The organism is Pseudomonas kribbensis (assembly GCF_003352185.1).
Taxonomy (GTDB): Bacteria; Pseudomonadota; Gammaproteobacteria; order Pseudomonadales; family Pseudomonadaceae; genus Aquipseudomonas; species Aquipseudomonas kribbensis.
The window spans coordinates 1,534,341-1,548,566 of record NZ_CP029608.1 but is presented as its reverse complement, the minus strand read 5'-3'; the positions used below and the strand labels follow the sequence as shown (position 1 = coordinate 1,548,566).

Genomic DNA, 14,226 nt, shown 5'->3' with positions numbered 1-14,226 from the left:
AATAAAAAAGAGACCCTGCGATGACCCATCCCACTGCGCCATACGCCCTTCCCGGCCTGATTGCCCTGGCTCTGGTCGGCACCGCCCTGCCCGCGGCCGCTGAAGAAGCAGGCTTCATCGACGGAGCCAAGGCCGACCTGAACCTGCGCAACTTCTACATCAACCGCAACTTCACCAACCCGACCAAGGCCCAGGGTATGGCGCAGGAATGGACGCAGAGTTTCATCCTCGACGCCAAATCCGGTTTCACCCAGGGCACCGTCGGTTTCGGCATGGACGTATTGGGGTTGTACTCGGTGAAACTCGATGGCGGCAAAGGCACGGGAGGCACGCAACTGTTGCCGCTGGACCATGACGGTCGTCCGGCGGACACCTTCGGGCGCACCAACGTGGCGTTCAAGGCCAGACTGTCGCAGACCGAAATCAAGGTCGGCGAGTGGATGCCGGTACTGCCGATCCTGCGCTCGGACGACGGTCGCTCGCTGCCGCAGACCTTTCGCGGCGGGCAGATCACCTCGAAGGAAATCGACGGCCTGACCCTCTACGGCGGCCAGTTCCGCGCCAACAGCCCGCGCGACGACAGCAGCATGAGCGACATGTCGATGTTCGGCAAAGCGGCGTTCACTTCGGATCGCTTCAACTTTCAGGGCGGTGAGTATGCGTTCAACGACAAGCGCACGCAGATCGGCCTGTGGAACGCCGAACTCAAGGACATCTACAGCCAGCAATACGTCAACCTGATCCACAGCCAGCCGCTCGGCGACTGGACCCTGGGCGCCAACCTCGGTTTCTTCTACGGCAAGGATGACGGCAGCGCCCGGGCCGGCAAGCTCGACAACAAGACCTGGTCGGGACTGTTCTCCGCGCGCTACGGCGGCAACACCTTCTACGTCGGCCTGCAGAAACTCACCGGCGACAGCAACTGGATGCGGGTCAACGGCACCAGCGGCGGGACCCTGGCCAACGACAGCTACAACTCAAGCTATGACAACGCTCAGGAACGCTCCTGGCAAATCCGCCACGACTACAACTTCGCCGCCCTCGGCATTCCCGGGCTGACCCTGATGAACCGCTACCTCAGCGGCGACAACGTACACACCGGCACCATCACCGACGGCAAGGAATGGGGCCGCGAATCGGAACTGGGCTACACCGTGCAGAGCGGCACGCTGAAGAACCTGAACGTCAGATGGCGCAACTCGACCATGCGCCGTGACTACAGCAATAACGAGTTCGACGAGAACCGGGTGATCGTCAGCTACCCGATCAACCTGCTCTAGTGGCCAGCGCCATCCGTCAGGATTCATGGATCGTCACCCATCGTTGAGTACAGTGGATGCACCTGAAGGACTCAGGCGCTCCACCCTTCCCGCTTCCGTTATCTGTTGATGTTGGTCCCCCCGGGACTTGAGCCAGGCTGTCACCGGAAGACACTGCCGATCATCGGAGGACCACCTCATGATCACTCGAGTCAAACCGGCTCCCGATTGGGATGCCAGGGCGTATCAGCAGTTTTCCCGTCTCAGGCAACAACCAGTCGATGAACTGCTCGGCCGCGTCGATCTGCACGATCCTCAACGCATCTACGATCTCGGTTGCGGCACCGGAATTGCCACGAAGGTTCTTGCAGATCGCTGGCCCCGGGCAGATCTCAAAGGCATCGACAGTTCGCAAGACATGCTTCAGGTCGCCCGCTGTCTGCCGATCAAGGCGCGCTGGCAACACGCCGAGCTGCACCACTGGAAACCCCGCAAGCCGGCTGACCTGCTGTTTGCCGCGGCCGTGCTGCATTTCATCGATGACCATCAAACGCTGTTGCCGGGATTGCTCCGCCACCTCAACCCCGGCGGATGCCTGGCCGCCCACATGCCCGACTGGCGCGATGCGCTGTGGTATCGCCTGATGCTCGATACCCTCGAGGATGCCGGCCCCGGTGGCCAACCGCTGGGCAGCCCGCAACTGCGCCAGCGCATGGCGGCGCGGCCGTTGTTGTCGCTGGAGGATTACTACCGTTTGCTTGCGCCGCTGACCCGGTCCCTGGAGATCTGGGAAACCGAGCAGTTGCAGGTGGTCGACGGCAAGTCGCCGGTTTATGACTGGGTGAAAGTGTCGGCGCTGCGGCCGGTGATGCAGGGACTGACGCCGGAGGAACAGGCGCGCTTCATCTATCACTACCTGATGCGGGTGCATGCGCATTATCCGCAGGAGGACGACGGGCATACGCTGTTTCCGTTCAAGCGGATATTCATTGTCGCCAAGGTGTGAAGCTCAAAGGATCGCAGCCTTCCACAGGCTGCGTTCCCTCGAATTCAACGATTACTCGCGTGATTCGATACCCAGCTCATCCCACACCGATTCGGCCAGATGAAACGTCGCATTCGCCGCCGGAATCCCGCAGTAGATCGCGCTCTGCATGATCACTTCCTTGATCTCGCCACGGCTCACGCCGTTGTTGGCTGCTGCGCGCAGGTGCAACTTGAGTTCGCCTTCGCGGTTCATGCCGATCAGCATGGCGATGGTGATCAGGCTGCGGGTGTGGCGCGGCAGGCCCGGACGGGTCCAGATGTCGCCCCAGGCGTGCCGGGTGATCATCTCCTGGAATTCCGAGTTGAACTCGGTCAGCGTGGTCAGGCTGCGATCGACATGGGCATCACCGAGCACCGCGCGGCGCACTTGCATGCCGTCGTCATAACGTTGTTTTTCGTCCACGGAAATCTCCTCAGGCGGCCAGCAGGAACGTCAGCACACGATCGCTGAACGCGTCGCCGGCCTGAACGTTGGAAAGGTGTGCGGCATAGAACTCGGCGTATTCGGCGCCGCGCACATGCTCCTGAATGAAGTGCCCGCCGGACGGTGGCGTCACCGCATCTTCCGAACCGGTAATCACCAGCAACGGAACAGTGATCGACGCCAGTTGATCGCGAAAATCCGCATCGCGCACCGCCGCGCAGTTGGCGGCGTAACCTTCAGGATTGGTGGCCGCGAGCATGTCGGTGATCTTCTTGGCCGCTGCCGGATGGGCCGCCGAGTAGTCCGGCGTAAACCAACGGGCAATCGAAGCATCGCGCAACGCGACCATCGCCGCCGGGCCGTCACGCAACACGGTTTCGATGCGCGGATTCCACACCGACGGATCGCCGATTTTGGCGGCGGTGTTGCAGACGATCAGTTTGTTCAGACGCTGGCCGGCGTTGATCCCCAGCCACTGGCCGATCAAGCCGCCCATGGACAGACCGCAGAAATGCGCACGTTCGATGTGCAGCGCATCCAGCAGCGCCAGCACGTCGCGGCCCAGTTGCTCGATGCTGTAGGGGCCCGGTGTCACCAGCGACTGGCCGTGACCACGGGTGTCGAAACGCAGCACCCGAAAGTGCTCGGTGAACGCCGGCATCTGGGCGTCCCACATGTGCAGGTCGGTGCCCAGCGAGTTGGACAGCACCAGCACCGGCGCATCAACCGGGCCTTCCAATGAGTAATACAGTTCGCCATCGGCGAGTTGAACGAAAGCCACAGCCCTCTCCTTTCAATCAGACAATGCGTTGTGTTCGGCCACCGCCCGCTCGACCCAGACCTGCGCCTGACCGAGGTAGCGGGCGGGATCAAGCAAATGATCCAGTTCTGTTGCGCTCAGTTCGGCGGTCACTTGCGGCTCGTCACCGAGTACCGCACGCAGATGGCGTTGTTCGGCCACCGCCCGTTTGCAACATTGTTCGAGCAGATGATGCGCGATGTCGCGTCCGACCCGTTGCGCGAGCACGATGCTCACCGCTTCGGCCAGCACCAGACCTTGGGTCAATTCGAGGTTGCGGGCCATGCGCGCGGCATCGACTTCCAGACCATCAGCCAGCAGCCGCGCCTGTTGCAGCGCGCCCGACACCAGGCAGCAGATTTCCGGCAGGGTTTCCCATTCGGCGTGCCACAGACCGAGGCTGCGTTCGTGCTCCTGGGGCATGGCGCTGAACAGCGTCGACACCAGACCCGGCACGCGGGTCGCTGCACCAATCAGCACCGCCGCGCCCACCGGGTTGCGCTTGTGCGGCATGGTCGAGGAGCCGCCCTTGCCCGGCGCCGACGGTTCGAACACTTCCGCCGCTTCGGTCTGCATCAACAGGCTGATGTCGCGGCCGAGTTTGCCGAGGCTGCCGGCGATCAGACCGAGCACTGCGCCGAACTCGACAATGCGATCACGCTGGGTATGCCAGGGTTGTTCCGGCAGGGTCAGATTCAGTTCTTCGGCCAGCGCACGGGCAATCGGCAACGCCTGTTCGCCCAGCGCCGCGAGGGTCCCGGACGCACCGCCGAATTGCAGCATCAGCAGCCGTGGCTTGAGTTCGCGCAGACGCTGACGGCTGCGGGTCACGGCGCCGAGCCAACCGGCGATCTTCATGCCGAGAGTGACCGGCGTTGCGTGTTGCAGCCAGGTGCGTCCGGCCAGCGGCGTCGCGGCGTGGCGCTGCGCCTGAGTGGCGAGGGAGCCGGCCAGTTGCGCCAGCTCCCCTTCGATCAATTCCAGCGCCTGACGTAATTGCAGCACCAGCCCGGAATCCATCACGTCCTGACTAGTGGCGCCCAGATGCACATAACGTTCGGCTTCAGCGTTGGATGCCGCGATCCGTTTGCCCAACGCCTTGACCAGCGGAATCGCCGAATTGCCCGCCGTGGCGATGGTTTCACCCAACGCTGCGAAATCAAACAGCTCGGCGCGGCAGGCGTTCTCGATGGATGCCACTGCACTCGCCGGAATCACCCCGACCCGCGCTTCGGCCCGGGCCAGCGCCGCTTCGAAGTCGAGCATCGCCTGCACCCGGCCCTGATCGCAGAACACCTCGCGCATTTCGCGGGCAGTGAAGTAGGCATCGAACAATTGATTGCCCGGTCGCTGAGTCATAAACAGTCCTTGCCGGCGCGGGCCATCGCTGCCCGCGCACTTCGGTTTAGAGATCGTGGTGCAAATACGCGGCCTGTTTCGGCAGGCGCAGGCTGAACAGGAACGCTACCGCCATCATCACCGTGACGTACCAATAGAAGGCGTTTTCCATGCCCCCGGCCTTGAGGCTCAGAGCCACATATTCCGCCGAACCGCCGAAGATCGCGTTGGCCACCGCGTAGGCCAGGCCGACGCCAAGGGCGCGGACTTCCGGCGGGAACATTTCGGCTTTCACCAGGCCGCTGATCGAGGTGTAGAAACTGACGATTGCCAGCGCCACGGTGATCAGCACAAAGGCCAGGAACGGGCTGCTGACGCTTTTCAGGCTCAGCAGGATCGGCACGGTGAACAGCGTACCGAGGGCGCCGAACCAGAGCATCGAGTTACGCCGGCCGATCTTGTCGGCGAGCATGCCGAACAGCGGCTGCATGCACATATATAAGAAGAGCGCGCCGGTCATGATGAAACTGGCGGTCTTGGCGTGCATGCCGGCGGTGTTCACCAGGTACTTCTGCATGTACGTGGTGAAGGTGTAGAAAATCAGCGAGCCACCAGCGGTGTAACCCAGCACGGTGATAAACGCGGCTTTGTGATCGCGGAACAGCGCAGCGATGCTGCCGGCGTCCTTGTGTTCACGGGTTTCCTTGTTGGTGGTTTCTTTCAGGGTACGACGCAGGAACAGCGAAATCAGCGCCGCCACCGCCCCGACCACAAAGGGAATCCGCCAGCCGTAGGCCCGCAGTTCGTCTTCAGAAAGAAACTGCTGCAGGATCACCACCACCAGCACCGCCAGCAGTTGCCCGCCGATCAGCGTCACGTACTGGAACGAGGCGAAGAAACCGCGCTGGCCCTTGAGCGCGACTTCGCTCATGTAGGTCGCCGTGGCGCCGTACTCACCGCCCACCGACAAGCCTTGCAGCAGACGCGCGAACAGCAACAGCACCGGCGCCCAGACGCCGATGCTGTTGTAGGTCGGCAGACAGGCGATGAGCAACGAGCCGAAGCACATCATCAGAATCGAGATCAGCATCGAATTCTTGCGCCCGTGCTTGTCCGCTACCCGGCCGAAGATCCAGCCGCCGATCGGTCGCATCAGGAACCCGGCCGCGAACACGCCAGCGGTGTTGACCAACTGCACCGTGGGGTTGTCCGAGGGGAAAAACGCCGGGGCGAAATAGATCGCACAGAAGGCGTAGACATAGAAGTCGAACCATTCGACGAGGTTGCCGGACGAGGCGCCGACGATGGCGAAGATGCGCTTGCTGCGCTCTTCGCCGGTGTAATGAGAGGTGGTGGTTGTCATTGTTTTTCACTCGATAGGGACAGTGAGAGTCTAGACACACTTCGCAACAGTCCCGTTCCACATTGGACCAGCAACACAGTTCCCCCAGTGGGAGCGAGCCTGCTCGCGATGGCGGTACATCACCAACCTTTGTGCTGAATGACACTCCGCAATCGCGAGCAGGCTCGCTCCCACATTGGTACTCTGGTGTTCTCAATAATCGAAGAACACGGTTTCCGCGTCAGTGCCCTGCAGGATCACATTCCACTGATAGACACCCTCTGCATCCGCCTTGGCCAGCAACGTGCTGCGGCGCTCGGCCGGTACGCATTCGAGCAGCGGATCATTCACGTTCGCCGGATCGCCCTCGAAATAAATCCGCGTCAGCAAGTGTTTCACCAGTCCGCGCGCGAACACCAGCACCACCAGATGCGGCGCCTGGGTCGAGCCTTTCAGGCCTTCGACGGTGCCTGGCTTGATGGTGGTGAAACGGAAACGCCCTTCGGCGTCCACCGGCACCCGGCCGAAACCTTCGAAATTCGGGTCCAGCGGTTTGGCCTGCTCGTCTTCCGGGTGATCGTATTTGCCGGCGGCGTTCGCCTGCCAGACTTCGAGCATGGCGTCGTTGACGACATCGCCGTTGCCATCCACCACTTGCCCGCTGATCGCCACGCGCTGGCCGAGGGTCAACTCGTTGGCGAGGTTTTCGCGGTTCAGCCAGGTCAGGCCGATGTGGTAATACGGCCCGACGGTGTGGGACGTGGTCGCAGTCAGGGTCATTTTATTTCTCCATCGGCGTGGCTTCGCGGCCGCGCAGCACGATGTCCCAGCGATAAGCGAGGGCGTAGGACGGAATGGTTTTTTCCAGATCGAAAGCGGCGATCAGGCGTTCCTTGGCCGAAGTGTCCGGCACGCAGTTGTAGATCGGGTCGTAGGGCAGCAACGGATCGCCGGGGAAATACATCTGCGTGACCAGACGCGTCAGGATGCTCGGCCCGAACAGCGAGAAATGCACGTGGGCCGGGCGCCAGGCGTTGTGGTGGTTGCCCCATGGATAGGCGCCGGGCTTGATGGTCTGGAATTGATACCAGCCGTCGGCGTCGGTCACGGTGCGGCCGGTGCCGGTGAAATTCGGGTCCAGCGGCGCGTCGTGCAGGTCACGGGCGTGGTTGTAGCGACCGGCAGCGTTGGCCTGCCAGATCTCCACCAGAATCCCCGGCACCGGCAGACCGTCTTCATCGAGCACACGCCCGTGGATGATGATCCGCTCGCCGAGCGGCTCGCCCTGATGCTGGGCGGTCAGATCGTTATCGGTGTCGGCCACGCGTTCGGCACCGATGGTCGGGCCGGTGATTTCCGACAGCGAGTGCGGCAGAAACACCAACGGCTTGGACGGCGAGCGCAGATTGGTGGATTGATAATTCGGGTGCAGGTACGGCGGCTGGGTGCCTTCCTGTGGGCGGCGGTAACCAGGCTTGTCAGTCATTTCGCTTTCCTCTGTTCTTGTTCGTCACGGCTTGCGTCAGACGCGTTCGATGGCCAATGCCAGCCCCTGGCCGACACCGACGCACATGGTCGCCAGACCTTTCTTGCCACCGGTCTTTTCCAGTTGATGCAGGGCGGTCAGTACCAGACGTGCGCCGCTCATGCCCAACGGATGGCCGAGGGCAATCGCCCCGCCGTTCGGGTTGACCTGGGCCGCGTCGTCCGCCAGCCCCAGCTCGCGCAGCACCGCCAGACCCTGGCTGGCAAACGCTTCGTTGAGTTCAATCACGTCGAAATCGCTGACCGCCACGCCGAGGCGTTCGGTGAGTTTGCGCACCGCCGGCACCGGGCCGATGCCCATCACCCGTGGCGCCACCCCGGCACTGGCCATGCCCAGCACTTTGGCGCGGGCAGTCAGACCGTGTTTTTTTACAGCTTCGGCCGAGGCCAGAATCAGCGCGGCGGCACCGTCATTCACACCCGACGCATTGCCGGCGGTGACGGTCTTGTCCGGGCCGTTGACCGGTTTCAATTTAGTCAGGGCTTCAAGCGTGGTGTCGGCGCGAGGGTGTTCGTCCTGGCTGACCACGGTTTCGCCTTTCTTGTGGGCGATCCGTACTTCGACGATTTCCTCGGCAAAGTAGCCGGCAGCCTGGGCGGCGGCCGTCCGTTGCTGACTGCGCAGGGCGAAAGCGTCCTGATCTTCGCGGGAAATTTCGTAATCGTCGGCGACGTTGTCAGCGGTCTGCGGCATTGCGTCGACGCCATACTGCGCCTTCATCAACGGGTTGATGAAACGCCAGCCGATGGTGGTGTCTTCCAGCTTCATGTTGCGCGAAAACGCCGCATCGGCCTTGCCCATCACGAACGGCGCGCGGGACATCGACTCGACACCGCCGGCAATCGCCAGCTCCATTTCACCGCTGGCGATGGCGCGGAACGCCGTGCCGATGGCGTCCATGCCCGATGCGCAGAGGCGATTGAGGGTGACGCCGGGCACGCTGTCCGGCAGACCGGCCAGCAACAGCGCCATGCGCGCCACGTTGCGGTTGTCTTCGCCGGCCTGGTTGGCGCAGCCGAGGAATACTTCGTCGAGGGCGCTCCAGTCCACCGACGGGTTGCGCTCCATCAGGGCCTTGATCGGCACGGCGGCCAGGTCGTCGGCGCGAACCGCCGCCAGACCACCACCGAAACGACCGATGGGGGTACGAATCGCATCGCAGATATAAACGTCGCGCATCATGCTTCTCCCGGTGCCTGGCCGTGGGCCGCTGCGGTGCGGGCTTCGAGATCGCGTAAAGCGCTCAGCTCGACCTCGGTCGGTTCGGCAGTGGTGGCCACCCTGTCGGCAAAACGGATGGCCCAACCGGTGGTGGCGACCACCTGCTCGCGGGTCACGCCCGGGTGCAGCGCGGTGACCACGAACTCATTGGTGCCCTCTTCCGGTTCCATGATGCACAGGTCGGTGATGATGCCGACCGGACCGGCGCCCGGCAGGCCCAGACGTTTGCGCGAATCGCCGCCCTCGCCATGGCCGACCGAAGTGATGAAATCGAGCTTGTCGACAAACGAACGCGCCGACTGCTTGAGGATGATCAGCACGCTTTTCGCGGAGCCGGCGATCTCCGGCGCGCCACCGGCACCCGGCAAGCGCACTTTCGGCTGATGGTAATCGCCGACCACCGTGGTGTTGATGTTGCCGAAACGGTCGACCTGCGCCGCGCCGAGAAAACCGACGTCGATGCGCCCGCCCTGCAGCCAGTAGCGAAAAATCTCACCGGTCGGAACGACGGTGTCGGCGGTTTCCGCCAGCTCGCCGTCACCGATCGACAGTGGCAATACGCTGGGTTTCGCGCCAATCGGGCCCGACTCGTAGATCAGCACCACGTCCGGCGACGAGGTCAGGCGCGCCAGGTTGGCGGCTTTCGACGGCAGGCCGATGCCGACGAAGCACACCGAGCCGTTCTTCAGGCGACGGGCCGCGGCAACGGTCATCATTTCATTGGTGGTGTAAGTCATTACTTGGCCTCCGAAGCAGCGGCCAATTTGGCCTGAAACTCGCTGAAGTCAGCGCAGCCATGGATGTATTCGTTGATCCACGCGGTAAACGTCTCACGGTCGCGGGCGATCGGGTCCCACGCCTGATAGAAACGATTGTCACGCTCGGTGTAACCGTGGGCGTAGGACGGATGCGCGCCACCGGGCACATGGCAGACCGCGCTCAAGGCCCAGGTCGGCAGTACGCAGGCGTTCATCGGCGCGTTGAGGTTGTCGACGATTTCTTCGACGGTAACGATGCAGCGCTTGGCCGCCAGCGCGGCTTCTTTCTGCACGCCGAGGATGCCCCACAGCAGCACGTTGCCCTGACGGTCGGCCTTCTGGGCGTGGATCACGGTCACGTCCGGACGCACCGACGGCACCGCCGCCAGCACTTCACCGGTGAACGGGCAAGTCACGGATTTGATCAGCGGGTTGACCTTCGGCAAGTCGGAACCGGCGTAGGCTCGCAGCACCGCGAACGGCAGGCCGGAGGCGCCGGCGACGTAGGCATTGGCCAGGTCGGCGTGGCTGTGTTCTTCGATTTCCAGTGCGTGGGGCCATTGTTTTTCGACCGCGTCGCGCAGACGGTGCAGCGACCCCACGCCAGGGTTGCCGCCCCAGGAGAAGATCAGCTTGCGTGCACAGCCGGCGCCGATCAGTTGGTCGTAGATCAGGTCAGGCGTCATCCGCACCAGGGTCAGATCTTTCTTGCCCTGACGAATGATTTCATGACCCGCCGCCGTAGGGATCAGGTGAGTGAAGCCTTCGAGCGCGACGGTGTCGCCGTCATTGACGAATTGCTTCACCGCGTCGTGCAGCGAAAGGATCTCAGCCATGGAGCGGGCTCCCGTTTTTGTAGTGGATCGCCAGTGATAAAAAGGCGCGAGGTTGTGCGCCGGAGTCACTGAAGATTAAGCCGCTGATTTTCGCCAAACAATCCGATAATCGACTGAGTGTTCGGTTATCGAACAGATTGTTATCAACCTAATGATCGCCCCGAGTGCGGGGCGATCAACCCCGGTATCAGGTCGCGTCCGCGTGACTGACCAAGCCTTTGATCACCACCGCAGCCGTGGCCAGTCCGGCCGGGATCACCAGCGCTGTCAGCACCTGTTCGAAATTCCACCCCAAGCCCAGCAGGGTCGCGCCCATCCATGCGCCGAGGATGGCGCCGAAGCGGCCGATCCCGAGCATCCACGACACACCGGTCGCCCGGCCCTGGGTCGGATAAAACCGCGCCGCCAGCGACGGCATCGCCGATTGCGCGCCGTTGACGCACATGCCCGCCACCAGCACCAGTGTCGCCAGCAGCGTGATGTTGCCCAGGCTCTGCCCGACCGTGTAGGCAAACACCCCGGCCAGCAGGTAGAAAATGCCGATGACCTTGTGCGGATTGAACCGGTCCATCGCCCAGCCTACGCCGACCGCGCTCAACACCCCGCCGAACTGGAACAACGCGCCGATGAAGGCCGCCTGCTCCATGCTCGCGCCACTGTCGCGCATCAGGGTCGGCAGCCAGCTGGTCAGCAGGTACACGATCACCAGGCCCATGAAGTAGGTCAGCCACAGCAGCAACGTGCCGACGCTGTAGGTGCCCGAGAAAATCACCGCGAACACGTTGCGTGCCTTGACGGTTTTCTGCTCCGGCACGCTGAAACTTGCTGCCTGGGCGACGGTGGCCGGGTCGATCGGCGCGAGGGTCTTGCGCACTTTGTCGGTGCCGCGATTGCGCACCACCAGATAACGCGCCGATTCCGGCAGCCAGAGCAGCAACACCACGGCGAGGATCAGCGGCAGTATCCCGCCGATCAGCAACAGGCTGTGCCAGCCGAACGCCGGAATCAGCTTGGCCGAGATGAATCCGCCGCCGGCCATGCCGAGGTTGAAGCCGCAGAACATGCTGGTCACCAGCAGCGACTTCTTGCGCTCCGGGGTGTATTCCGACAGCAGCGTGGTGGCGTTCGGCATGCCGGCGCCCAACCCCAGACCGGTGAGGAAGCGCAGCACCAGCAATTGCTCGACGTTGGTGGCGTAGGCCGATGCCAGGCTGAAAGCACCGAACAGAAAGACCGCCCCAACCAGTACGACTTTTCGCCCGAAGCGGTCAGCCAACGGCCCGGAGCCGAGGGCGCCGAAGACCATGCCGATCAAAGCGGCGCTCATCACCGGGCCGAGGCTGGCACGGTCGATGCCCCAGTCCTGGGACAGGGCCGGCGCGATGAAACCCATGGCCGCCGTGTCGAGGCCATCCAGGAACACAATCAGGAAACACAGAATCACCACCCGCCACTGATAGCGCGAGATCGGTTGGGCATTGATGAAGGACTGCACGTCGAGGCAGTGACCCACAGCGGACTGAGGCTGGTTCATTATTTTTATTCCACGCAAAAAACGCAGTCGAACGGCGACCGGCCAAAGACTGGCACGGACACAAGCATATAAGGAGGGAATCGGGCGTTGCGCTAAAACCGGCAACAGGAACGGGAGCGGCGACAGTCGGGGAACGTGCGCATGGGAAGTTGCCTCTTGTCATTATTATGGGAGTCGACAATCCGGCGGGCTCATTCACAACAGCGCCGGATGACGCTGCCGCGACATTAATGATCCGGGGGTTTTAGCGTCAATTCGATAAACGCAACTCTGTGCGTTTATCGAACAGCTTCATCAGGCGAACAACTGCGCGCTGAGGTCGCGACTGGCGCTGAGCAGACCCGGCAGAAAGCGCTGTTCCAGTTCGGTACGGCTGACGCGACCGGCGTGGGTGCTGACGTTGAGCGCGGCCACCACCTGGCCGGAAGCGTCATACACCGGCACCGCAATCGAACGCAGGCCTTGTTCCAGTTCCTGATCGACGATGCACCAGCCCTGCTGCCGCACTTCCTGCAGACATTCGAGCAAGGACTCGGGGGTGTGCAGCGTGCGACTGGTCTTGGCCACCAGTTCAGCGTGGTCGAGGTACTCGCGCAGCGACGTGTCGTCCAGCGCCGCCAGCAGGATCCGGCCCATGGACGTGCAATACGCCGGCAGCCGCCCGCCCACCGACAGGTCCACCGAAATCAGGCGCTGGGTGGTGGCCGAGCGCGCGATGTAAAGAATGTCGTCGCCTTCCAGGGTGGCCATGTTGCAGGCTTCGTGCAGTTGTTCGCTCATGCGGTCGAGGTACGGCTGGGCGGAGACTGCCAGCGGCGTCGAAGACAGATAGGCGTGACCGAGGGTCAGTACTTTGGGCAGCAACGAATAAGTACGGCCGTCGGTGGTGGCGTAACCGAGTTTGATCAAGGTGTGCAGGCAACGTCGCACGGCGGCGCGGGGGATTTCCGTACGGTGGCTGATCTGGGCGATGGTCAGGTGGCGCTTGCGTTCCTGAAACGCCTGGACCACGGCCAGGCCTCGGGCCAGGGAAGTCATGAAGTCCGGATCGCCGGTCAGGGCCTGGATGCGTTTGGCCGGCGAGGCGACGATCGGCGGCGCTACCGAGGTGAAGGAATTGCGCATTTGATCGTTCATGTCAGGTCCTTTTTTCTTGTTCGGATCAACGGCTATACAAGCGGCTCGCAGACAGATGCACAAGCGCCAGATCGCCAACACCGGGCGATTATCGAACCGTCGACCGATAATCGCAAACGCGCCCTCCGACCCGGATGAAACGACTCTGTAAAGTTTCCAACGCGATATCACTCATGCGCCCGGCCCTTAGTTGATCGACTAAATGACGCCAGAAACACAACACCCGGAAACAACGACGCAACTACCGGTAAAAGTTGCGAGTCACAAAACAATCACACATCCGGAACCGTTTTTAACTTGGCAAAGATAGTCAATCCCGAATCGGCCGCTATAATGCACCTCAATGGCGTCGCACTTTTATTGGCCGTCGACGCCATTCGCTGAGGTAATGTCCATTGCCTTCAGCCCCGGCCAGCGCCTGATGATCATCACCCATGCACCGCCAGCGCGCTCGCTGAAACAGGAAACTGATGCTGCGTCAGTTTTAATCTGGTGCCGTAGCCGCCTGTAACATGGAAGTCTTGACCGCCCTGCCGACAACACCGCTGCCTGTTCAGGCCGCGTCTTGTTGGCGAACCGGTTCAATCGATTCGTTGCAGTGCGTTTCACCAGACATTTATCTCAACTCATACAGGTAGCACTGTGACGAAAGACGAACTGCGCGCGGAACTTGAGCGCCAGGAACAACGTTACAAGGAAGTTTACGGCGGGGAAGTCACCACCTACGCCGCTCAGCCGGAACCGGAACGCAAAGCCTGGCGTAAACGCCCTACCGTTCAGGATCAGGTCTTCCAGCAAGAACTGAAAAAAATGGAAGAGGAACTCAAAGCCGAAGAGCCTTGATGCCTTCCTTTGAGACTTTCGAGGGTAAGCGTACTCACCGGGTTACAAGCACGGTGGACTGACGATGCCTTGCGCGCCCGCTACCCGCGGGCAGCGGCCAACTCCCCTGTATTGCACAGGTCTGGAGCATGTCAGACACGTT

At 62.3% G+C, this 14,226-nt stretch carries 14 protein-coding genes; 3 read left to right on the top strand and 11 right to left on the bottom strand.

The annotated features are described in order from the left end of the window. Positions 1-20 precede the first annotated feature (20 nt). Both DLD99_RS07130 and DLD99_RS07125 read left to right on the top strand, forming a co-directional pair. Positions 21-1,280, top strand: coding sequence for an OprD family porin (locus DLD99_RS07130; protein ID WP_114881732.1), 1,260 nt, complete (start codon positions 21-23; stop codon positions 1,278-1,280). Positions 1,281-1,458: 178 nt separating this feature from the next. Then, positions 1,459-2,265: a methyltransferase domain-containing protein gene (locus DLD99_RS07125; RefSeq protein ID WP_114881731.1), complete on the top strand. Its 807-nt coding sequence runs from the start codon at positions 1,459-1,461 to the stop codon at positions 2,263-2,265. 51 nt (positions 2,266-2,316) lie between these two features. On the opposite strand, the gene pcaC is transcribed toward DLD99_RS07125, so the two are convergent. From pcaC to pcaR, 11 genes are all read right to left on the bottom strand, one after another. Further along, positions 2,317-2,709 carry a 4-carboxymuconolactone decarboxylase gene (pcaC, locus tag DLD99_RS07120; protein WP_041070503.1) on the bottom strand — a complete coding sequence of 131 codons (393 nt, stop codon included), beginning with the start codon at positions 2,707-2,709 and terminating at the stop codon, positions 2,317-2,319. Between the two features lie 10 nt (positions 2,710-2,719). Beyond that, positions 2,720-3,511, bottom strand: a complete 792-nt coding sequence (gene pcaD, locus DLD99_RS07115; protein WP_114881730.1) for a 3-oxoadipate enol-lactonase — start codon at positions 3,509-3,511, stop codon at positions 2,720-2,722. 12 nt (positions 3,512-3,523) lie between these two features. Next, positions 3,524-4,888: a 3-carboxy-cis,cis-muconate cycloisomerase gene (locus tag DLD99_RS07110; RefSeq protein WP_114881729.1), complete on the bottom strand. Its 1,365-nt coding sequence runs from the start codon at positions 4,886-4,888 to the stop codon at positions 3,524-3,526. 46 nt (positions 4,889-4,934) lie between these two features. Further along, the gene (locus DLD99_RS07105) at positions 4,935-6,230 is read right to left on the bottom strand and encodes an MFS family transporter (RefSeq protein ID WP_114881728.1); all 1,296 of its coding nucleotides are present in this window, start codon (positions 6,228-6,230) and stop codon (positions 4,935-4,937) included. Between the two features lie 192 nt (positions 6,231-6,422). Continuing rightward, positions 6,423-6,989, bottom strand: coding sequence for a protocatechuate 3,4-dioxygenase subunit alpha (gene pcaG, locus DLD99_RS07100; protein WP_114881727.1), 567 nt, complete (start codon positions 6,987-6,989; stop codon positions 6,423-6,425). A 1-nt stretch (position 6,990) separates the two neighbouring features. Then, positions 6,991-7,695 (bottom strand): protocatechuate 3,4-dioxygenase subunit beta, encoded by a 705-nt coding sequence (gene pcaH, locus DLD99_RS07095; protein ID WP_007957831.1) that lies wholly within the window; start codon positions 7,693-7,695, stop codon positions 6,991-6,993. Between the two features lie 36 nt (positions 7,696-7,731). Beyond that, positions 7,732-8,937 carry a 3-oxoadipyl-CoA thiolase gene (gene pcaF / locus DLD99_RS07090; protein ID WP_208647514.1) on the bottom strand — a complete coding sequence of 402 codons (1,206 nt, stop codon included), beginning with the start codon at positions 8,935-8,937 and terminating at the stop codon, positions 7,732-7,734. Further along, complete coding sequence (locus tag DLD99_RS07085) at positions 8,934-9,713, bottom strand: CoA-transferase subunit beta (RefSeq protein WP_114881725.1); 780 nt, start codon at positions 9,711-9,713, stop codon at positions 8,934-8,936. Before DLD99_RS07085 ends, pcaF begins: the two co-directional genes overlap by 4 nt. Beyond that, positions 9,713-10,570, bottom strand: coding sequence for a CoA transferase subunit A (locus tag DLD99_RS07080; RefSeq protein WP_003222404.1), 858 nt, complete (start codon positions 10,568-10,570; stop codon positions 9,713-9,715). Before DLD99_RS07080 ends, DLD99_RS07085 begins: the two co-directional genes overlap by 1 nt. A 187-nt stretch (positions 10,571-10,757) precedes the next feature. After that, entirely contained in the window at positions 10,758-12,104 is a 1,347-nt protein-coding gene (pcaK, locus tag DLD99_RS07075; protein WP_114881724.1) for a 4-hydroxybenzoate transporter PcaK, read from the bottom strand. 294 nt (positions 12,105-12,398) lie between these two features. After that, positions 12,399-13,241: a pca regulon transcriptional regulator PcaR gene (gene pcaR / locus DLD99_RS07070; RefSeq protein WP_007963153.1), complete on the bottom strand. Its 843-nt coding sequence runs from the start codon at positions 13,239-13,241 to the stop codon at positions 12,399-12,401. A 642-nt stretch (positions 13,242-13,883) separates the two neighbouring features. Between pcaR and DLD99_RS07065 the strand changes: the two genes are divergently transcribed. Beyond that, positions 13,884-14,084: a hypothetical protein gene (locus DLD99_RS07065; RefSeq protein WP_007957826.1), complete on the top strand. Its 201-nt coding sequence runs from the start codon at positions 13,884-13,886 to the stop codon at positions 14,082-14,084. The last annotated feature ends 142 nt before the right edge of the window (positions 14,085-14,226 follow it).